Raw genomic sequence first — 20,169 nt, forward strand, 5'->3', positions numbered from 1 at the left:
ATTTCATGGCCACTCTGAGAATAAAAAATCTGAAAAAAGGTTTCGAAGGTTTGTCCATCATCAAGGGCATTGATCTCGAAGTCCGCGATAAAGAGTTCGTGGTATTCGTCGGCCCATCGGGCTGCGGCAAATCCACCCTGCTGCGGCTAATCGCCGGTCTGGAGGAGGTCACCAGTGGCACTATCGAACTGGATGGTCGCGACATCACCGAAGTCAGCCCGGCCAAGCGCGACCTGGCGATGGTCTTTCAGACCTACGCCTTGTACCCGCACATGACGGTGCGCAAGAACATGTCCTTCGCGCTGGATCTCGCGGGTGACAACAAGCAGGACGTCGAGCGCAAGGTCACTGAGGCCGCACGGATCCTGGAGCTGGAACGCCTGTTGGAGCGTAAGCCGAAACAGCTGTCCGGCGGCCAGCGCCAACGAGTCGCCATCGGTCGCGCCATCGTGCGCAACCCGAAGATCTTCCTGTTCGACGAGCCACTGTCCAACCTCGACGCCGCCCTGCGGGTGCAGATGCGTTTGGAGCTGTCCCGGCTGCACAAAGAATTGCAAGCCACCATGATCTACGTGACTCATGACCAGGTCGAGGCCATGACGCTCGCTACTAAGGTGGTGGTGCTCAATAGCGGTCGAATTGAGCAGATTGGCTCACCCCTTGAGCTTTATCACCAACCCGCGAATCTGTTCGTAGCAGGATTCCTCGGCACTCCGAAAATGGGCTTTCTCAAAGCCACGGTAACTGCCAATAACTATCAGGGCGTAGAGGTCGAGCTGGCATCCGGTCGACGTCTGCTCATCCCTCGTGACGGAAGCACTTTGGCTGTAGGCAATGAGGTCACCGTGGGCATACGTCCCGAACACCTCAGTCTGGATGATCTAGGGCAACTGCCCATCACCACCGATGTCACCGAACGCCTGGGTAGTGACACCTTCTGCCACGTCGTCGCCAAGTCCGGTGAAGCACTCACCGTACGAGTCAATGGCGATTGTGAAGTGGTGTATGGAGAACAGCGATGGGTTGCGCTGGATGTCCAGCATTGCCATTTGTTCGACGAGCACGGGAAAGCTGTAGCCCCGCTGGCACGTCTTGCCGCCTGACCCTATTGACACTCCAATGCCCTCGGTTGGGCGAACCCGATATTCAAGCAAACGGATGAACAATCAATGAAACGACTAGAAGGTAAAAGTGCTCTTGTTACTGGATCGGCCCGAGGCATCGGACGTTCTTTTGCTCAGGCCTATATCAGTGAAGGGGCAACAGTCGCCATCGCTGACATCAATCTTGAGCGCGCCCGGGCTACGTCCGCCGAGCTTGGGCCAAATGCTTACGCTGTCGAGATGGATGTTACCAATCAGGCGTCTATCGATGATGCCATTGCCGCCGTGATAGCGCAGACGGGTAAGCTGGATATCTTGATCAACAACGCCGCATTGTTCGATCTTGCACCCATTGTCGATATCACCCGTGAGAGTTACGAGCGCCTGTTTTCGATCAATGTTGCAGGAACGCTTTTCACTCTGCAGGCAGCGGCCCGACAGATGATCAGCCAGGGGCATGGTGGCAAGATCATCAACATGGCCAGCCAGGCAGGCAGGAGAGGGGAGGCGCTTGTGGGTGTGTATTGCGCAACCAAAGCAGCCGTTATCAGCCTTACTCAATCGGCAGGTCTGGATCTGATCAAGCACCGGATCAATGTGAATGCCATCGCGCCAGGGGTCGTGGACGGTGAGCACTGGGATGGCGTCGATGCAATGTTCGCCCAGTATGAGAATCGGCCATTGGGTGAAAAGAAAAGGCTGGTGGGGCAGGAGGTGCCCTTTGGACGGATGGGAACCGCAGAAGACCTGACGGGAATGGCCATTTTCCTGGCTTCAAACGAAAGCGAGTACGTAGTTGCACAAACGTACAACGTCGATGGCGGGAATTGGATGAGTTGAGTGGTGGGGCTCACGGAGGATGGCGGGGCCTATTGCACGCCCTCCTCATGACGCACCCACGATGGAGCTAATGCGCGCAAGCTGTGCTTCGCGGCAGTGACCACGCACGCGCATCCTCGGCGATCTTTTTGCCCAGCGCGGCCGCTATGCGTTGTTGTGCGGTGGCCAGTTGCGGATAACCGTCGAGTGCGTCTTCCCTGAACCGGCCTTGGCACAGCAAGCGGGCAGAGGGCGTGTCACCGGCAAAACTCAAACTCCAATTCGCCTGTAGCTCGACTTGGCGACCGGGCCAGTTATCGAAGCGTCGAACCTGTACCTTTATTCTAAGCACCGGTTTATCCGACGACGCTGTCAGCCCGGAAATATCCTGGGTATTGAGGCGTTGTGTTAGCTCGGCGGAGAGTGCGCTGTGCAGCTCGTCACTCAGCGGCGCGCCCCAGCGTTCGCCTTCAAGCACGCCGACATTGTTTGCGCCGAGGCGCACCACCCACTGCGGCTGGTCGATCTGAACCGGTACACCCACTGCCATGACATCGATCAGGAAGGGAACGGGGGGAAGGTGGGTCGAAGTCACGGAGGATGGTGAAACGAGAGTGTGATAATGGATGGGCGTTGAGGCGCACCCGGTCAGCCCGACGATCAGGGCAATAAAGCCAAAACGGGCTGCAATGCTCATTGTGACAATTCCTGGGAAGCCGGGAGGGGGCGAGGGGTTGGTTGATCATCTGGCCGGCCGCGCAGCAAGGATTCCGGATGGCGGCCCAGCAGGTCGGTCAGCACGCGAAAAGAAAGCGCGGCGCGTTTCACCTCTTGCAGTGTCTGGCCCAGTGCTTGTGGTATCGGCGCGTCCCCATCCATCAAACTCTGCATCGCGCCCAGGGTTTTGTGAGTCTGCTGCAATGTCTGAGTCGTCTCCGGCAGCACGTGCTCATTGACCTGGTGCAGGGTCTTGTCCAGGCCAACCAGAGTCGCGTCCAGATGCCGGGCGATGGAGTCGAGCGGGAGTTTGTCGACCTTGCCGATGATGCTGGCCAGTTGTTCTTGCAGGTGGTCGAAACTGCTGGGGATGGTTGGAATGTTGAGCGGGCGCGCGCGGGTATCGAACGTAACCCGCGGCGCGTTTGGCACATAGTCGAGTGCTACATAGAGCTGACCTGTCAGCAGGTTGCTCGAGCGTACTTGCGCGCGCAAACCCTGTTCGACCATACCGCGCAAAAATGTAGCCGCCTGTTGCTCTCGGTCGCCTTCGGGTTTGGGAAGCTTCTCCTGCACTCGTCCCAATCGCTGTTGATAAACCTCTATGCCGACGATCGTCGGAAAGCGCTGCCGGGAGGGATCGTAGTCGAGGTTCATCGAGACGACTCGGCCGACAGTGACGGATGAGAACTCCACCGGTGCGCCGACAGTCAAGCCACGCAGTGACTGGTCAAAACGAAGCTGGATGTAATGGGCCGGGCCATCCGGTTGCACCATGGCACTTTGCTGATCTTGCGCCAGTGTAAATTGCGCTTTGGCCGTGGCGGGTTCGGCGCGACTGTAATCGGGTGCTGAGAAAGCAATACCGCCCGCCACGATGGCAGCCATAGATTGGGTTTTGACTTTCAGCCCTTCGGCGCCGAGTGAAAGGTCCACGCCACTGGCATTCCAGAAGCGCGTATCCGTGGTCACAAAGCGATCGTAGGGCTCGTCGATGAAGACTTGCAGGCTCACGCCCTTGCCGTCGCTGTCCAGCTGGTACGACACCACCCGCCCGACCTTGATATCTCTGTAGTAGACAGGCGAATCAATATCCAGTGATTTAAGCGCAGCAGTGCGAATGGTAAAGACCTTGCCCGGCATGCCCGTGATGAGGGTGGGTGGTGATTCCAGGCCGGTAAACGTGCTGGCAGGTTTTGAGGATATCCCGGTGTCCATACCGATGTAAGCGCCGGACAGTAACGTATCCACACCGGAGATACCGCGGGCGCCAATACGTGGCCGCACGACCCAGAAACGCGTGTCCTCGCGTGCGAGGCTTTCGGCGCTTTCGACCAAGGAGGCGGTGACCAGTACATGGGAGCGATCATCGCTCAAGGTGATAGAGGAGACGCTGCCGACCGTAACGTCTTTGTATTTGACCGGTGTCTTGCCGGCTTCCAAGCCCGTGGCTGTTTGAAAGGTCAGGGTGATTTGCGGGCCGGCCGACAGCCAGGCACGCATCAACATCGAAAGCCCGATCAGTGCGGCGACCAGAGGCACCAGCCAGACGAGGGATATTCCACGACGCCTGCTCACCATCGGAGGGTGTGGCAAATCATGGGTGTTGTCAGGCATGTGACGCATCGGCTTGTTCACCATCCCAGATCAGACGTGGGTCGAAACTCATGGCCGAGAGCATGGTGAGGATCACCATCAGGCCAAAGAAGAAAATGCCTATGCGAGGTTCGATGGTACTTAGCGCCTGAAACTGGACGAGTGCGGCAACGACGGCGACCACCAACACGTCGAGCATCGACCAGTAACCGATCAACTCGACCAGGCGGTAGAGACGGACGCGCTCACGCATTGCCCGGAGACTGCGCTGCTGTGCGGTGAACAGCAAAGTGCCGAGTACCAGAAACTTGGTGCAGGGCACCACCACGCTGGCGATGAAAATAGCCAATGCGATGCCGTAAGAGCCCGATTCCCAGAACTCGATAACCCCGTGCAGGATGGTGCTCTCGCTGCCATGACCGAACAGGCTGGAGTACATCACCGGCAGAACATTGGCGGGAATATAGGCAATGAGGCCCGCCAACAGAAAGGCCCAGCCTCGCGCAATGCTGTCCGGGCGTCGTCGATGAAGCCTTGAGCGGCAGCGCGGGCATCGAGCGGGCTCGCCTTGATCGGGGACGCTCTCACAGACCAGCCCACACAGATGGCAGGCGACGACGCCCAGATGCGCGGCACGCGGTGAGTATTTCAAGCTCTCACCTCATTGCCATGTAGCTGCGCGCTCAGCTCCCACAGCCATCGCATGTCCCGGTTGGCGATCAACGCGAGCAGCGCCATCAACACGGCCATGCCCCAGATACCCGCACCCGGCAGCACCTGCAGAAAGCTTGAGAGTTTGATCACCGCGACCAAGGTGCCGAGCATGCAGACTTCAATCATGCACCAGGGGCGCAAATGGATGAGCAGCCTCATGACCTGAGAGAAACCGGGCGCCCTTCGCCCGGCCCGGGCGAACCCCAGCACCCAGCCCAACAGGGCGATCTGCAGCAGTGGTGCGACGATGATCGAAAACGCGGCCAACGCCGCGATGGGGGACGCCGAGCTGTGCGCGAGCGCGGCAGCCGCGTCCCAAAGTGTCGCTTCGTTGTGCAGACCATGGAAACTGATGCGGATGACCGGGCACGCGTTGGTGATCACGAAGGCGATGGCCGCTGCGACGGTCAACGCCAGCCATCGGTCGATGTCCAGTAGGCCCCCACGATACAAGACGGCCGAGCATCGCCGGCATCGCGCCACTTCTCCTGAAGTCACGGCGAAGCGTTGATACACCGTGTCGCAATGCTCGCAGGCGATCAGGTACGGGTACGTTTTCATGGGCGGTGTTATTCGAACTGGGCGACGAGCGCGTCCGCGCCTTTATCGATCCCCGTTTGTGCGGCGCTCAGCGATCCCCGAGTCGCGCTGATGTTCAGCGAGTTCGGGTATTGCTTGGTCACGTAAGCGTTAAGCAGGCGGTTGTTGGACGAGTCGTAAATCTCCACCGCATAACTGACCGAGCCGGTAAACGAACCCTCTTTCCCGCGAATGGATTGCACGATGTTGTAAGGGCCGCCTGCCAGATCGAATCGCGTGAATGTGCCGAAAAAGGGCGTAGTGGTTTGCGCACCGGTCAAGGTCAGTTTGACTCGCAGGGCATTGGGCGCCGCTACCCGCGTTAACTTGAAGCGCTCTTGCAAGCGTTCGCTGAACTGGCGGTGCATGTACTGAGTGAGGGTTTGTTTGTCTGCTTGAGTAAGGTTGCCGAATTGATTGTCCGGCGCTTGATAGACCGTGATCGGCTCGAGAATGACCGCGGAGTATTTGCTCCAGTCCACGTTAGCCTTATAGATATAAGGCACGCGGTCGGAGTCATCATCGGTGTTCGGCGCCAGGCGTGCCGAGGAATCGATGTCCGAATACAAAGACGGCGATGTCCCGGCACATCCGGCCATGGCCAGGGTGACCGTCAGCATTGCCAGTCGAGAAGCCTTGAGCATTTTGTACATGTCAGAACCCTGTTTGAAGAAGCGTGATCAGGTGAGATAAAGCGGTTTTGGCATTCACAGGTGCCGGTTGCGACCCAGCCTTTCCTTGTTTTTGAAAGGCCTGCGCAGTACAGTGGTTTTTTAAATCAAAACTGAACCAGTTGGTACGCTTTTAATTCTTGCGCGGCACGCAAATGCCTGTCAAGCGAAAATGTACACGTCGGTTCACTTACAGAGCGAGAGTTGTGATGAAGGTAAGGACGCAGGCGCGCCGCGAAGCAATCGTTGAAGCCGCGGCGGTTCTGTTTCAGGAGGTGGGCTACGAGCGTGCGTCGATGAACGAATTGACCAAAAGGTTGGGTGGTTCAAAAGCCACGCTGTATGGCTATTTCCCTTCCAAGGAAGAGTTGTTTGTAGAAGTCGTTCGTTCGGTTGCGACCGTGCATTTATCAGAGGCGGTGGCGCAACTGTCCGCCCATGACCGGGATAACGTCACGCTCGAGCAGGCGCTGACGCGCTTTGGCGAGCGCATGTTATTCGTGTTGACCAACGAGAGCAGCGCACTGGCGGTTTACCGGATGGTCATGGCCGAGGCAGGGCGCTCCAATATCGGCATGCTGTTCTACGAGGCCGGGCCAAGCGATTGTAATGCGGTATTGTCGAGCTGGATGCGCGACGCCATGACCCGTGGTGAGCTACGCCAGGCAGACCCTCAGGTTAAAGCCGCACAATTCCTGGCATTGTTAACAGCTGAGGTACAGGTAAGGCTTTATCAACCCAGTTCAGAGCCTTTGGAAGTTGGGCAGATTCAAGAGCTGGTCGGTCGAGCGGTAGAAATGTTTCTATTGGGTGCCGCTCCTCGCTAGGCTACCGCCAGCAGCGGTAGCAAGGCTGTCGTAAAGCATCAGGAGGTCAGCTTAGCCGTGCTTATTGGTTAAGAATGGCTCAAACAAATGGACTCGGATTGGCCGGTCGATACCTGGGCCATTGTCTCGCACCTGCAGACGATAATCTGCCTACGACCCTGGTCAACCACGAGCCAATGACATGTGCATTATTTTCAGCAGCCGTTGCCGGTTACAGTGTTCAATGCGCTGCGAGTGACTGACCTTCTACCGCATCTGGTTGGGCGCGAACGATCATGAGCCCTGTCGCCGCAATTGCCAATGGCACAATCAGCGCTGAGTAATAGCCCGCGGGACCACCGTGTTCGAGAAACCAACCGCCGCTTGCTGATCCAATAATGGCCCCTACTCGACCCAGTGCAATCGCCCAGCCTGTTGCAGTTGCACGCAATGCAGTGGGATACGCCTGGGCAACCATGTAGTTCAATACGATTTGCTGACCACCAATACCTAAGCCTGCTAAGCCGGCGAGGATGAAAACCAATGTCCAGTTGTTACCACTGTTAGCCAGGCCCAGGCACAGAGCAATACCAAAAAGAAACAAGACCAGCAGCAACAGCCGAGTGTTAACTTTCGGCAAGATGATCGAGAGGGGAATAGCACAAACAACAAACACCGCGTTGACCGCAACAGTGCCCATTGGCGCCTGCTCTGCTGGTAGTCCGGTGGCTTTGAAAACGGTGGGTAACCAGGACAGAAACATGAACCATGCAACCCAGTTAAAAAGGTAGATAATCCATATTCCAAAGGTATTACGCGCTAGCCCGCCAGAGAACAAGGAGGTCACTCTAGTTTTTAAATCCATCTCTGGGACACTATAGGTACTGCCTGGGGAGATTTGGTTTTTGGTGATTTTAGCGACAATTTTCTCAATCTTTTTACGACTGATATTCGCCCGGTGTCTCGTTAAAAAATACAACGACTCTGGCAGTGCAAATATCAATACAGCCAACAGCACCAGCGGTACGATGCCGCCGACTGCAAAGATGCCTTGCCAGCCAATAGACGGCAGCATTTTGGCCGCTAACAACCCTCCCAGAATGGCTCCTGCGGGCAAACCAAGTAAAACCGTGGTCATGATCGTGCCACGATGTTTAGCGCAGCCGTACTCGGCCGCGAGCGATAGTACTACGGGTGTTGCGCCGCCCATTCCAAGCCCTGCGATAAATCGCAAGACCAGAATCTGGTCCGTAGTCTGTGCAAATGCAGTCGCTAGGGACGCGACAGCAAATAATGCTACTGACCCGATAATCGTCGGTCGTCGACCGAATTTGTCGCCCATCAAGCCCAGTACCATTGCCCCCAGCACCATACCGACAACTCCTGCTGTCAGAATAGGCGCCAAAGCCCCTGCTCCAAGTCCGAATGCCTGAATGATCGAGGGGCCGGTGAATGCAATCGCTTGAGTGTCGAATCCGTCTAAAATGGCTACGAAAAAACAGAGGCCAAAAACTCGCCACTGAAAAGCGCTGAATCGAGTGTTATCGATCAACTCGGGAATGGAGTAATGAGTGCTCATGGCTGCTCCGATCACTAAGGCATTTTTATAATTTTTGTGCGCAGGCGGAGCCTGCCTAGTCAGAGACTAAGTGTGGCGCTTGTCAGCGTCTAATATCATTTTGGTGCTGTACGATACCTAAAAGGTATGATTTGGCGAGTGCTAGTGAGCGCCAGCTATTGCAAAGGGTGCTTTCAGAGTTTTACAGAGCTTTTGGCTATCGAGATGATTATAAAGACGGGCTATATGCATTCGTCAAACTATCTATTTGCGCTGTAACGACACTGCTAATATCGTTCTTTTAACCATAAAATCGAGTAATTCCCTTCGCTCTGTTTTTCGATGAGCACGATTAATGGTCCATAACAATAATCAGAGTAATCCGGACATGAACACGCACCTGTTGAGTCAGCACAGCCAAGTCTCCGAGAATGTGGGCCCGTATGCAGTATCTCACTTATCAATGAGCACATCGGTAGCCACTCCATTAGTTTACCCTGAGCATGCGCATCGAAAGCGCGGTTGAACCTTCGCAAGTTTTCCAGTTTGGACCTGTGTCCTCAACGTTTTGTCATTGAGGGAAAGCTCGCTACCTTCGAATACTCTGAAGCGTTGATCTGTGTAACCTGCGCAAGGGTCTGATTCTTGCTGTGCACATGCTGTTTCGTTGGTGCAAGCGGTCGGGGAGAGTTCATCACAATGGTTACGACAGATTTGAGCAAGCTGCAAGTGGAGTGCGTCGCCGAAATCATCTGGCGGCTCTCTGAATATCGCGGCAAGGCTGAGGCACGAGCAGAGGTTCTTAAACTGGTGACCGAGCTGGTCGACGCTGACTATGCGGCCTCATTTGTCTGGGATGATCAGCGCAAGAAATCGACCCAGAGAGTTGCGGTCAATATCAGTGATGCGATGCTGAACAGCTACGATCAGCACTTCTGTCAGATTGATCATGTCACTCCGGCCTTGCGTGCCTGCGTGTCGGCTACCAACGTGGACAATGTGATCGCTCGTCCTCAGCTGCTGGGCAGTGAGTTCTACGTCGATTTTCTGAAGCCGGCAGGCATGTACCATGGCATCAACATCTACTTTTTCGACGGGGGCGTTGATGTGGGCGATCTGCGCATTTGGCGAGGTGCTGGAGGGCAATCCTTCACACTTCGGGAAGAGCGCATCCTCAATAGTCTTTCACCTTATTTCGTGCGTTCGCTGTCACCGTCTATTCAACATGCGCAAGGGCTTTCGGGACGCGAGGCAGATGTCGCGCGGCTGGTCGCAAACGGTGCAAGCGACAAGGAAGTCGCTCGGCAATTGGGCATCGCCTTCACCACTGTTCGAACCCATTTGAGCAATGCCATGTGCAAGCTCGACTGCGCGAATCGCACTCAACTGGCTCGACATTTCTAGTACCTCCTCCTCATTAATGAGGAAGCGGCCGAACGGCACGCTCGTTAGTTTAGTGGCAGGGCATTGGGGCCCGATAACTGGACAGGATACGAGTGATGCGACAGTTGAAATGGGGTATCGGACCACCGTTGGCGTTGGCTGCCAGCGTGTCGAGTGCAGGAGTATTACCGGCTAATTTTTATGAATTGACCGGTGTTGAAACGGCAAAGCTGATCTGCTCGAAAACCGTTACCAGTCGCCAGTTGGTGGAAGGCTGGTTGGCGCGTATCGAGACTCATAAGGCATTGAATGCGTTCATCTCGGTTGACGCACGTGCCGCGCTGGCACAGGCAGACGTTTACGATCAAGGCATGCAGCAGGGTAAACCCTGTCTGCCCTTGGGCGGTGTGCCCATCGCCATCAAGGATAATATCCAGGTCAAGGGCTTCGCCAATAGTGCGGGAACCCCCGCTCTGGCCGACTTTTATCCGAAGACCAACGCGCCCATCGTCGACCGCCTGATAGCCGCCGGGGCGATTGTCATTGGCAAGACCAATATGCAGGAACTGGCCTACGGCACATCCGGCTACAACACGGCCTTTCATGAACCAGGAGTAGTTGGCGTACGTAATGCCTACGACTCGACACGGATTGCCGGAGGTTCGTCTTCAGGCAGCGCCAGTGCGGTGGGCGCAAGGCTGGTACCAATGGCCTTGGGCACCGACACCGGCGGATCCATCCGTCAACCGTGTGCACTCAATGGCTGTGTAGGTTTCAGGCCTACGGTGGGACGCTACAGTCAGCAAGGCATTACGCCGATATCCCATACACGGGACACAGCTGGGCCCATGACACGTTGCGTCGAGGATGTTGTTTTACTGGATCAGGTCATCACCGGGCTGAAGCCAGTAGTATCACCGAAGGCCTCCGCGATAAGGCTGGGTGTACCTGCCGAGTTCTGGCAAGACCTGGATCCAGATGTCGCAGCCACCGCTGACCAAGCGCTGAAAAAGCTTGAGGCCGCGGGGTTCCAACTGGTGCCTGTTTCTATGTCTGGGGTATTCGAACTGGATGCCAAGGTAGGGATGCCGATTGCATTGTACGAGGGCAAATTAGACCTGCAACGCTATCTGGTGATTAGCGGCAGCGGCATCAGTATCGAGACGTTGGCTCGGCAGATCTCCAGCCCTGACGTACGGGAGATTTTTCACCGATTCATCACCCCGCAAAAACTTCCTGACGCCAATGGCAATCTCGTTGATCTGGCACCGGCCTACGACTGGGCGATCAACAAAGGCGTTCCGGCACTGATGCAGATGTACCAGGCGCTCGTACAGGACAACCGTCTCGATGCCTTGGTGTTTCCGACCACCCCCGATGTGGCGATCAAAAGCGAACCTGAAGCCACTACCTTTGCGGCGTTTGCACGGATGATCCGCAACGCCGACCCCGGCAGCAATGCTCGTATGCCTGGCTTGACACTTCCTATTGGGCTTGGCCCACGTAGCGCGCTGCCGGTTGGTCTGGAAATCGACGGACTGCCCGACTCTGACGGTCACCTGTTGGCTATCGGCCTGAGGATGCAATCGATCCTCGGACACCAGGCTGGCCCCGCGCAATAAACCGCAAGGCTGTTCCCAACTCTCCAATTATAAGAGTGAGCTGATATGAGAAGTGAATCGGTGCTAAAAGACGAGTGTCTTGCGCATGGTCTCAAGCGGGCAGTGGCGACGCTATTAATTGGGTATACCGCAGGGGCCAGTGCTGGGGTGGTTACCACCGAGCCTGGAGATTCGGCTCCCTTACCCGAGGGCACGGATCTAGGGGTTCTCTACTACCAACACGCCGAGCGCAACACATTGAAGGTAGACGGCCATGATGCGCCGGGGGATTTTCGCCTCAATAGTGACATAGCTCTGGCTCGATACGTGAAATGGACTTCGTTAGCCGGCTTCCTGGTGACACCGCAGGTGATCCTACCTTACGGCCACCTGAAAATAAGTGGTGGCAGCCATGCTTCGGAAAGCAATTTTGGCGACCCGATCATCGGCAGCAATATCTGGCTCCTCAACGATGCGGTCAACGAGCGTTACTTCAGCCTGGGCGGTTATGTCGGCTTGCCGTTAGGTAGCTACGATGCTGACAAAGGCTCAATGAACATTGGCGAGAACCGCTGGAAAGGGATATTCGAAGTCAATTACGTGCAGGCAATCATTCCTCGGACGCTGTACGGTGAAATCACCCTGGAGCACGATGAGTTCGGCAAGAATGATGACTTTGCCGGTCGCACATTACGTCAAGATTCGGTTTTCGAAGTGCAGACGCACTTACGCTATGTATTCAGTCCCACCGACCAGTTTGGGGTCAGCTTCTTCCACACCACTGGAGGTGAAAATCATCTGGGTGGTGTCAGCCTGGACGACAGCCTGAATACCAGGCGCTATCTACTGACTTGGTCGCATTTCCTTACCCCGAAAACACAACTGCAAACCCAAGCAGGCCAAGACCTCGACGTAAGCAATGGCCCGCAGGAAAACCTGCGGGTGAATGTGCGTCTGGCTCATATTTTCTGACCAAGCAAGGTGACCAAGCATGAGCCTACATAAGAAACAGTACAAAGTAGCCGCAGTGCAGGCCGCTCCTGCGTTCCTCGACCTGGAAGCCGGTATTACCAAGGCCATTGGACTGATTGCTCAGGCGGCGGCTGAGGGCGCCTCGCTGGTGGCTTTCCCCGAAGCGTGGTTGCCGGGATATCCCTGGTGGATCTGGCTGGACTCACCGGCCGGTGGCATGCGCTTCGTCCAGCGCAACTTCGACAACGCTCTGGAGGTCGGAAGTGAACCCTTCGAGCGTCTCTGCAGGGCTGCGGCACAGCACAAGATCCACGTCGTAATGGGCTTCACAGAACGCTCTGGCGGTACCTTGTATCTGGCTCAGGCGATCATTGACGATTGCGGGCGGGTAGTCGCCACACGGCGTAAGCTCAAGCCAACTCACGTGGAGCGCTCAGTCTACGGAGAAGGCGACGGCAGTGACCTTGCTGTGCATGACACTGCCTTGGGTCGGTTAGGTGCCTTGTGCTGCGCGGAGCATATCCAGCCGCTGTCCAAGTACGCCATGTACGCTCAGCACGAACAGGTGCATATCGCGGCCTGGCCTAGCTTTTCGGTATACCGGGGGGCGGCCTTTCAGCTTAGCGCCCAAGCCAATAATGCTGCCTCGCAAGTCTACGCATTGGAAGGTCAGTGTTTTGTGCTGGCGCCATGTGCCACGGTGTCCAAAGAAATGCTCGACGAACTGATTGATTCTCCTGCCAAGGCCGAGCTGCTACTGGAAGGCGGGGGCTTCGCAATGATCTACGGCCCGGATGGCGCACCGCTATGTACGCCATTGGCGGAAACAGAGGAGGGCATCCTCTATGCGGATATCGACTTGGGGGTGATCGGTGTGGCCAAAGCTGCCTACGACCCTGTTGGCCACTATTCGCGCCCTGATGTGCTGCGGTTGCTGGTCAACCGGGAGCCAATGACGCGTGTGCATTATGTCCAGCAGCAGCCGTTGCCGACGACCTCGGTGTTGGCGTTCGGTACGGGAACGGATGCTACTAGAAGCGAGGAGAGCCCAGAAAAGCAAGGCGATAAGTAGAGCTGTTGTAAGTAGACCTGCAACCTCCCGCCAACCCGTCATCCAGAGAAAGCGGGTTGGCGGGAGGTGCTATTTCAAGCATTGCGCAACATGCATAGGTGCTATCACTTCCTTGCTTGACGGTACAGCGTTGCGAGGGGGGACTTCAGACACTGAATTTATCGATCTGCGTTTCGCGCCACACAATCCCGACACCTGGCAAGTCTGGGATCATGGCGTGCCCGTTCTTGAAGGTCAGAGTCGGCTCTATAACAGCTCCTGCGATGTCCAGCCGTTCGAGCCAGTCAGCGGTGGGGGAGACTGCCAGCATGTGTGCACTGAACTCCTGGAACAAGTGGCTGGAAAGCGGCAGGCTGAATTGCTGGGCTAACGCACTTGCTCGGAGCCATCCGGTAACACCACCGACTTTCATGATGTCCGGCATCGCCAGGTCGCAGGCGCCGGCGCTCAGCGCCTTGAACATCTCTTCGGGGCCGAACCAGTTTTCGCCGATCTGAATCGGTATATCCAATGCTTCGCAGATTCGTGAATGACCGACATAGTCGTACTGCAGAGTCGGTTCTTCGATCCAGGCCAAGCCTTCTTGTTGCAGGGCCAGGCCCCGGCGGATCGCTTCGGGCACGCTCAGGCTCTGGTTGTAGTCGACCATGATGGAGAAATCGTCACCTACGGCGCGGCGCATGCTACGAATGACACGCAGATCTTCGACCAGACTGGTATAGCCGATCTTGGTCTTTACCGCGCGAAAACCCGCTTCGGCGGCGTCAACGGCACGTGACGTTGCCAGGGCTTCACCGTCCAGGCTGTGGCTGTCGTAGCTTTTCACTGCCCGTAGATTGCCGCCCAGACACTGTACCAACGGCACCCCCTGGGTCTTGGCCAAGGCATCCCACGCGGCCATATCGATCCCGGCGGCGGCCATTCGCACCAGACCAGTGAAACCCAGCAAGCAAAAGCGCTTGCTGAGCATCTGTTCCAAGTCACTGGGCGCCAAGGGCTGATCGACGATCAGACTGGCCATGTCATCGACCATCTGTTTGAGCGGTTTGAGTGCTACTGGCGTGTAAGCGAACAGGTAGGCATGCCCGGTTACACCAGCGTCGGTGGTCAGATCCAATAGCACCAACGGGGCAGTGGCGACAGTGCCGACAGCGGTATGAATGGGATACGTCAGGGGAACATTCACAGCTCGGGACTTGAGTCCGGTGATCTTGACAGCACACATCTTTAGCTTCTCGCTTGTTCTAGTGGATGAGTCCGGGCGGGTATCAAAATGGCCTGTGCTGGTGCAGGCGGCAGGTCGAGGTATTCGGGCGACAACTGCTCGACGCAAGGGCAACCGATCTGGGCCAGGGTCCGATCGATATCGGCCTTGAGCAGGCGTAACACGTCGTCCACACCGGATTCGCCCCGCGCAGCCAGGCCATATAGAGTGGCGCGCCCCAGCAACACCGCGTCGGCTCCCATGGCCAGCGCCTTGACGACATCGGCTCCGCGACGGAAGCCGCTGTCGATCAGTACCGGGCGGCTAACCTTGCGCACGGTTTCAGCCAGCACTTCGAAGGGTGAGATGGCAGTGTCGAGTTGACGTCCACCGTGGTTGGACAGAATCACACCGTCGATGCCCTCAGCGATACATCGGGCCGCATCGTCGGCATCCAGCAGGCCCTTGACCAGCAAGGTGTGGGGCCATTTGTCGCGCAGCCAGCGTAACGCCTGCCAATCAAAACTGGCGTCCATCTGCCGACTCATCAGAGCGGCCTGGACCTCCAGGCTGGACGCGTCACTACTGACAAAGTTGGCCAGTTCGGGCATGCCATGGCGCACCAGATCAAGCGACCAGCGCGGATGCAGGCAACCGTCGAGTACTACCCGCGGTGTGTAGCTCATCGGCATCTTGAACTGGTTGCGCAGGTCGCGTTCGCGGTAGCCGTTGACCCCCACGTCGGTGGTCAGCACCAGGGTCGTGTAACCAGCCGCCAGCGCTCGCTCGACCATCTGTTCGGCCAGGGTGCGGTGGACCACGTAGAGCTGGAACCACAATTCACCATCGCAGCGCCGGGCCAGGTCTTCGATGGACAGGTTGGAGGCGGTAGACAGCACAAAAGGTATGCCCGCCCGGCTTGCCGCACGGGCCAGGGCCAGATCGCCGTCGGGCCACAACGCGCCATTGAGGCCAGTGGGGCCGATCAACAGTGGTAGTGATTGACGTTTGCCGAACAGGCTGGCCGAGAGGTCACGCTGGCTGACATCCACCAGCCGCCGGGGCTTGAACCGGACGTTCTGGAACACCTCGCGATTGTGCTGCAGGCCCTGTTCGTCTTCGGCACCGCCTTCAAGGTAATCGAAGACCATTTTCGGCAAGCGCCGACGGGCCAACTCACGATAGGCGGCGACGTTCAACGGAGCATTGTTCCACATGGATGATGCTCCTCAGCTCTGCGGCGCCAATGTGCTGACTTCGATCAGTACCGGGGCGTGCAGCGCCAGAGCCTGATGCAGCGCATCTTCAAGTTGGCCTCGGTCCTGGGCTTTGAACGACTGCATGCCATAGCCCTTGGCCAGGGCGCAGAAGTCGATGCCCGGGACGTCCAGGCCAGGTACATTCTCGACCTCCAGAACCCCGGCAAACCAGCGCAAGGCGCCGTAGGTCCCGTTGTTCATGATGATGAAAATCGTCGGGATGTTGTATTGAACAGCGGTCCATAGTGCGGTGATGCTGTAGTTGGCCGAGCCATCGCCGATCACCGCAATGACACGGCGCTCGGGCTCGGCCAGTTGAACGCCCACTGCCGCAGGCATGGCGAACCCCAGACCACCGGCAGCGGCGAAGTAGTAGCTGCCTGGATTGCGCATGGCCAGGCGTTGCCACATCAGCGCGGTAGTGGAGGTGGATTCGTTCAGGTAAATGGCATTGTGCGGAGCGATTTCGTCGAGCGTGTCGAACACCACCTCCGGGTGCAGCGGGCCTGCGAGCTGTTCCACCGGCTCAGGCAGTGGCAGTGCTGTGGGCATCGCTCGGGAGGAGGGTGTTACGCGCTCGGCCAAGGCGGCGGCAATCAAGCCGACATCGCCAACGATGGCGTCACCCATGGGCGCCCGCGCCGCTTCCAGTGGGTCGCAGGTAACCGCAATCAGTCGCGTACCTTGAGCCAGGTACTGACCCGGATCGTACTGATGGTAGCGAAACACCGGTGCACCGAGCACCAGTACCAGGTCATGACCTTCCAGCAGTTTTCCAATGGCCGCAATGCCTGCCGGCAGCAGGCCACGAAAGCACGGATGGCGCGTCGGGAAAGGGCAGCGAGGCGCCGACGGTGCGACCCACACCGGGGCTTTAAGACGTTCTGCCAATGTTACGCAATGCTTGTTGGCGTTTGCCGCATCGACATCTGGCCCTAGCACCAGCACCGGGTTGCGGGCGTTCGACAGTTGCTCGAGCAGATCCGCCAGAAGGGCATCGCCCGGCAACCCGGCACTGACTACCCGTCGCTCAAGCAAGTGAGAAGATTGTGGATCGGCTTCCCGTTCCCAGTCGTCATAGGGCACGGACAAATAGACGGGCCCGCGCGGTGACATGGAGGCCATATGGATCGCACGACTCATGGCGTGCGGGACTTCCTGGGCACTGGCCGGCTCATAGCTCCATTTGACCAGCGGCTTGGGCAGGTTGGCGGCGTCGACGTTGGTCAACAGCGCTTCCACCCCAACCATGGCGCGGGTCTGCTGGCCTGCGGTGATGATCAGTGGGGAATGAGAGTTCCAGGCATTGCTCAACGCACCCATGGCGTTGCCGGTGCCGGCGGCCGAATGCAGGTTCACGAAACCGGGGGTACCGCTGGCCTGTGCGTAACCATCGGCGATGCCGACCACCACACCCTCGTGCAAACCGAGGATGTAGTTGAAATCCTTTGGAAAGTCCTTGAGGAACGGTAGCTCGTTTGAGCCCGGGTTGCCAAAGACGGTGGTGATACCTTGGCGACGCAGCAGTTCGTAGGTCGTGGAGTGTACGGATGCCATTGCGATGATCTCTCTCAAAACGTCAGCCTCAAAAGTAAGAGGTCGTCTTGAATAGATCAAATAGATGGTTTTTTCGATTAAATATAGATGATATCTATTTTTGTCGGGCTAACCGATCGGCTTCAGCCGCTTGGGCTCAGAGGCCGGTCAGAGTGTCCTTCAACAGCCCACAAAACCAACGTTGGGCAAGGATATCGCTGTCATGGTCATTCCATTGCAGGCTGACTTCGATAGACGGGACGCTAAAGGGTAGCTCCACCACGCGGGTATGGCTGCGAGACGCGAACATGGTCGCCACCCGTGAGGGCAGGGTAACCAGCAGGTCGCTGCTGGAAACAACTTCCGGCAAGACACTGAAGTGCGGCACCCGCAATCGGACTTTGCGTTCGAAGCCTGACTCGCGCAAACGATCCTCCACCACGTGGTGCCCGGTCAATGCGGATACCACCACGTGGTTCTCCTCCAGGTACTGCTCCATCGTCATCGTCGAACCAATGCGTGGGTGGTCCTGACAAACCAGGCACACATAGCGCTCACTAAAAATCAGGTCACAGTTGGCATTGAGCGGTGAGTCGCTGCGGTTACAGATGGCCGCGTCGATCTTTCCGGTACTCAGCCACTCTCCCAGCTTGTCGATGTCAATCTGGATGATTTCCAGCTCGGTATCGGGTGCTTGCGCCTGCAAGGCCTTGAGGATGTAAGGCAGAAAGAACACCTCGCCCAGGTCGGACAAGGCCAGGCGAAAGCCGCGAGTCGAAACCCGTGGGTCGAAGTGGCTGGTCTGGGCAATGGCCCGCTCGATCTCCGACAGTGAGTAACGGAATTTGGCATACAGCTGCGTGGCCAGGAATGTGGGTTGCATGCCGTCCCGGCTGCGTTTGAACAACGGTTCGTTCAGCAATGTACGCAGGCGAGACAACGCGTAACTCACAGACGGCTGGGTCACATGCAAGCGCTCGGCGGCGGCGCTGACGCTGCCGGTTTCGAAAATCGTCACAAAGACCCGGACCAGATTGAGGTCGATCACGGCCACTCCAAATATAGTTTGTATTTATATTTAATCGAAAAATCTATCTATTTGATCTATTCGGATTCTATCCATATCGTCTGGAAACGCAAACGAAGTAGTCCTGCACTGCTTCGTAAAACTTCCGGACAGCGCACTGCCAAGTCCCGCTGCCATGGCCATGACAATAATAAGAGTAACGTGTATGCGCTCAATTAATGCGTTGGAAGTCGTCAACTCTGCACGGCTTAATCGGTTCCACTACCTGCTGGTTTTCTGGTGTTCATTCATCATGATGTTCGATGGCTACGACCTGGTCATCTACGGTTCGGTGCTGCCACATCTGATGACCGCGTGGGCGTTGACACCCGGTGAAGCGGGCATATTGGGCGCCAGCTCCATGGTCGGGATGATGTTTGGTGCAGTCACCCTGGGCACCCAGGCCGACCGCTTCGGCAGGCGTCGCATCATCCTTTTCTGCGTTGCCTTGTTCAGCCTGGCGGCGCTGTCCAATGCCTTTGCCACCGACGCCACCAGCTTCGCCTTGTGCCGTTTCCTCACAGGCGCAGGGCTGGGAGGCGTTGTGCCCAACCTCGTGACCATCCTCAAAGAAATGTCGCCGGGTTCATGCCGCAATCGCCTTATCAACTTGATGCTCAGCTTCTTCGCCATCGGTGGGCTGCTTTCCGGCCTGGCTGGTATCTATCTGATCCCGCACCTGGGTTGGCATTCGCCGTTCTACGTCGCGGGCCTGTCGTTTTTGTCCCTGCCATTGCTCTACAAGACCCTGCCCGAGTCGGTGGCCTACCTGCTGCATCGTAACCGCCAGGAGGAGGTTGCCAAGATGTTGCGTCGGATCAACCGGGATCACAATCCCGTTGGCGCGGTGACCTATGTGTTGGAGTCGGCTGCTGACGCGGGCGCTGGCAAAACGTCGCTGTCGGCGTTGTTTGGCAATGGCCGGGGGTTCAGCACATTGATGCTGTGGTTGAGTTTTGGTATGTGCATGCTGATGGTCTATGGCCTGAACACCTGGCTGCCGAAGCTGATGAGCAGCGGTGGCTATCCATTGGGCTCCAGCATTGTGTTTCTGGTGGTGATGAACGTCGGTTCCCTGATCGGCACCTTGATCAGCGGTGTGCTGGCCGATCGTTGGGGTTGCAAAGCGACACTGGCGCTGTTCTTCGCCTTGGCTGCCGTATCCATATCGATGTTGGGCATCAAGCCGGACGCGACCACGCTCTATGCCTTGTTGCTGATCGCAGGCGGCTCAACCGTGGGCTGCCTCTCTGTAGTTCATACCCTGGCCGCCGATCTTTATCCATCCCGGGTTCGTTCCACCGGCGTCAGCATGGCTGCTGCAATTGGCCGTTGCGGCGCTGTGGCAGGGCCATTGCTGGGAGGCTTTCTGTTCAGCCTGAGCTTGCCCTTTGAGCACAATTTTCTGGTCTTTGCTCTTCCTGGAGTGATCGCGGTAATTGCTGTGCTGTTGGTCTCACAGAAGTCCGCTGAGCTTCCCTTGGCACACACTCGCCCGACGGAGAATGTCTGA

At 57.2% G+C, this 20,169-nt stretch carries 18 protein-coding genes and 1 pseudogene; 8 read left to right on the top strand and 11 right to left on the bottom strand.

Annotated elements, in window-relative coordinates; translation table 11 throughout:
- Nucleotides 1–5: 5 nt before the first annotated feature.
- Together AC07VR_RS19785 and AC07VR_RS19790 are read left to right on the top strand one after the other, a co-directional pair.
- Nucleotides 6–1,103, top strand: a complete 1,098-nt coding sequence (locus tag AC07VR_RS19785) for an ABC transporter ATP-binding protein (RefSeq protein ID WP_495012269.1) — start codon at nt 6–8, stop codon at nt 1,101–1,103.
- A 66-nt stretch (nt 1,104–1,169) separates the two neighbouring features.
- Nucleotides 1,170–1,943 (top strand): L-iditol 2-dehydrogenase, encoded by a 774-nt coding sequence (locus tag AC07VR_RS19790; RefSeq protein ID WP_495012270.1) that lies wholly within the window; start codon nt 1,170–1,172, stop codon nt 1,941–1,943.
- A 67-nt stretch (nt 1,944–2,010) separates the two neighbouring features.
- Here the strand turns inward: AC07VR_RS19790 and AC07VR_RS19795 are convergent, their stop codons facing one another.
- The 5 genes from AC07VR_RS19795 to AC07VR_RS19815 are packed head-to-tail and all read right to left on the bottom strand — an operon-like array spanning nt 2,011 to nt 6,181.
- A complete protein-coding gene (locus AC07VR_RS19795; protein WP_494991689.1) occupies nt 2,011–2,619 on the bottom strand; it encodes a PqiC family protein in 609 nt (202 codons plus the stop codon).
- Complete coding sequence (locus AC07VR_RS19800; protein ID WP_495012271.1) at nt 2,616–4,265, bottom strand: PqiB family protein; 1,650 nt, start codon at nt 4,263–4,265, stop codon at nt 2,616–2,618. The genes AC07VR_RS19795 and AC07VR_RS19800 overlap by 4 nt, the downstream gene beginning before the upstream one ends.
- Nucleotides 4,249–4,887 carry a paraquat-inducible protein A gene (locus AC07VR_RS19805; protein WP_495012272.1) on the bottom strand — a complete coding sequence of 213 codons (639 nt, stop codon included), beginning with the start codon at nt 4,885–4,887 and terminating at the stop codon, nt 4,249–4,251. The genes AC07VR_RS19800 and AC07VR_RS19805 overlap by 17 nt, the downstream gene beginning before the upstream one ends.
- The gene (locus AC07VR_RS19810) at nt 4,884–5,510 is read right to left on the bottom strand and encodes a paraquat-inducible protein A (protein WP_494991686.1); all 627 of its coding nucleotides are present in this window, start codon (nt 5,508–5,510) and stop codon (nt 4,884–4,886) included. Before AC07VR_RS19810 ends, AC07VR_RS19805 begins: the two co-directional genes overlap by 4 nt.
- Before the next feature lie 8 nt (nt 5,511–5,518).
- Complete coding sequence (locus AC07VR_RS19815) at nt 5,519–6,181, bottom strand: DUF3313 domain-containing protein (protein WP_494991685.1); 663 nt, start codon at nt 6,179–6,181, stop codon at nt 5,519–5,521.
- Nucleotides 6,182–6,408: 227 nt separating this feature from the next.
- On the opposite strand from AC07VR_RS19815, the gene AC07VR_RS19820 reads away from it, so the two are divergent.
- The gene (locus AC07VR_RS19820; protein ID WP_495012273.1) at nt 6,409–7,026 is read left to right on the top strand and encodes a TetR/AcrR family transcriptional regulator; all 618 of its coding nucleotides are present in this window, start codon (nt 6,409–6,411) and stop codon (nt 7,024–7,026) included.
- Between the two features lie 54 nt (nt 7,027–7,080).
- Here AC07VR_RS19820 and AC07VR_RS19825 read toward each other — a convergent pair.
- A pseudogene (locus AC07VR_RS19825) lies at nt 7,081–7,170 on the bottom strand (hypothetical protein); the annotation flags it as partial.
- A 76-nt stretch (nt 7,171–7,246) separates the two neighbouring features.
- Nucleotides 7,247–8,584, bottom strand: a complete 1,338-nt coding sequence (locus tag AC07VR_RS19830) for an MFS transporter (protein ID WP_495012274.1) — start codon at nt 8,582–8,584, stop codon at nt 7,247–7,249.
- Nucleotides 8,585–9,277: 693 nt separating this feature from the next.
- Here AC07VR_RS19830 and AC07VR_RS19835 point away from each other — a divergent pair.
- From AC07VR_RS19835 to AC07VR_RS19850, 4 genes are all read left to right on the top strand, one after another.
- Nucleotides 9,278–9,967 carry a helix-turn-helix domain-containing protein gene (locus AC07VR_RS19835; RefSeq protein WP_494991683.1) on the top strand — a complete coding sequence of 230 codons (690 nt, stop codon included), beginning with the start codon at nt 9,278–9,280 and terminating at the stop codon, nt 9,965–9,967.
- Between the two features lie 95 nt (nt 9,968–10,062).
- Nucleotides 10,063–11,568 (top strand): indoleacetamide hydrolase, encoded by a 1,506-nt coding sequence (gene iaaH, locus AC07VR_RS19840; protein WP_495012275.1) that lies wholly within the window; start codon nt 10,063–10,065, stop codon nt 11,566–11,568.
- A gap of 45 nt (nt 11,569–11,613) precedes the next feature.
- Nucleotides 11,614–12,519: a transporter gene (locus AC07VR_RS19845; protein WP_494991681.1), complete on the top strand. Its 906-nt coding sequence runs from the start codon at nt 11,614–11,616 to the stop codon at nt 12,517–12,519.
- 19 nt (nt 12,520–12,538) lie between these two features.
- The gene (locus AC07VR_RS19850; protein ID WP_495012276.1) at nt 12,539–13,591 is read left to right on the top strand and encodes a carbon-nitrogen hydrolase family protein; all 1,053 of its coding nucleotides are present in this window, start codon (nt 12,539–12,541) and stop codon (nt 13,589–13,591) included.
- 145 nt (nt 13,592–13,736) lie between these two features.
- Here AC07VR_RS19850 and AC07VR_RS19855 read toward each other — a convergent pair whose 3' ends face one another.
- From AC07VR_RS19855 to AC07VR_RS19870, 4 genes are all read right to left on the bottom strand, one after another.
- Entirely contained in the window at nt 13,737–14,816 is a 1,080-nt protein-coding gene (locus AC07VR_RS19855; protein ID WP_495012277.1) for an enolase C-terminal domain-like protein, read from the bottom strand.
- 2 nt (nt 14,817–14,818) lie between these two features.
- On the bottom strand, nt 14,819–16,012 hold the full coding sequence (locus AC07VR_RS19860) for an alpha-hydroxy-acid oxidizing protein (protein ID WP_495012278.1): 1,194 nt from the start codon (nt 16,010–16,012) through the stop codon (nt 14,819–14,821).
- A 12-nt stretch (nt 16,013–16,024) separates the two neighbouring features.
- Nucleotides 16,025–17,611, bottom strand: coding sequence for a benzoylformate decarboxylase (gene mdlC / locus AC07VR_RS19865; RefSeq protein WP_495012279.1), 1,587 nt, complete (start codon nt 17,609–17,611; stop codon nt 16,025–16,027).
- Between the two features lie 136 nt (nt 17,612–17,747).
- Nucleotides 17,748–18,638, bottom strand: a complete 891-nt coding sequence (locus tag AC07VR_RS19870; RefSeq protein WP_494991676.1) for a LysR family transcriptional regulator — start codon at nt 18,636–18,638, stop codon at nt 17,748–17,750.
- 184 nt (nt 18,639–18,822) lie between these two features.
- Here AC07VR_RS19870 and AC07VR_RS19875 point away from each other — a divergent pair, with 184 nt between their 5' ends.
- On the top strand, nt 18,823–20,169 hold the full coding sequence (locus tag AC07VR_RS19875) for an MFS transporter (RefSeq protein ID WP_495012280.1): 1,347 nt from the start codon (nt 18,823–18,825) through the stop codon (nt 20,167–20,169).

The organism is Pseudomonas sp. GW821-FHT02H09, from assembly GCF_059421425.1.

Coding starts and splice junctions, on each gene's coding strand:
- AC07VR_RS19785 (WP_495012269.1), top strand. CDS start 6: ATGGCCACTCTGAGAATAAAAAATCTGAAAAAAGGTTTCGAAGGTTTG.
- AC07VR_RS19790 (WP_495012270.1), top strand. CDS start 1,170: ATGAAACGACTAGAAGGTAAAAGTGCTCTTGTTACTGGATCGGCCCGA.
- AC07VR_RS19795 (WP_494991689.1), bottom strand. CDS start 2,619: ATGAGCATTGCAGCCCGTTTTGGCTTTATTGCCCTGATCGTCGGGCTG.
- AC07VR_RS19800 (WP_495012271.1), bottom strand. CDS start 4,265: ATGCGTCACATGCCTGACAACACCCATGATTTGCCACACCCTCCGATG.
- AC07VR_RS19810 (WP_494991686.1), bottom strand. CDS start 5,510: ATGAAAACGTACCCGTACCTGATCGCCTGCGAGCATTGCGACACGGTG.
- AC07VR_RS19815 (WP_494991685.1), bottom strand. CDS start 6,181: ATGTACAAAATGCTCAAGGCTTCTCGACTGGCAATGCTGACGGTCACC.
- AC07VR_RS19820 (WP_495012273.1), top strand. CDS start 6,409: ATGAAGGTAAGGACGCAGGCGCGCCGCGAAGCAATCGTTGAAGCCGCG.
- AC07VR_RS19830 (WP_495012274.1), bottom strand. CDS start 8,584: ATGAGCACTCATTACTCCATTCCCGAGTTGATCGATAACACTCGATTC.
- iaaH (WP_495012275.1), top strand. CDS start 10,063: ATGCGACAGTTGAAATGGGGTATCGGACCACCGTTGGCGTTGGCTGCC.
- AC07VR_RS19845 (WP_494991681.1), top strand. CDS start 11,614: ATGAGAAGTGAATCGGTGCTAAAAGACGAGTGTCTTGCGCATGGTCTC.
- AC07VR_RS19850 (WP_495012276.1), top strand. CDS start 12,539: ATGAGCCTACATAAGAAACAGTACAAAGTAGCCGCAGTGCAGGCCGCT.
- AC07VR_RS19855 (WP_495012277.1), bottom strand. CDS start 14,816: ATGTGTGCTGTCAAGATCACCGGACTCAAGTCCCGAGCTGTGAATGTT.
- AC07VR_RS19860 (WP_495012278.1), bottom strand. CDS start 16,012: ATGTGGAACAATGCTCCGTTGAACGTCGCCGCCTATCGTGAGTTGGCC.
- mdlC (WP_495012279.1), bottom strand. CDS start 17,611: ATGGCATCCGTACACTCCACGACCTACGAACTGCTGCGTCGCCAAGGT.
- AC07VR_RS19875 (WP_495012280.1), top strand. CDS start 18,823: ATGCGCTCAATTAATGCGTTGGAAGTCGTCAACTCTGCACGGCTTAAT.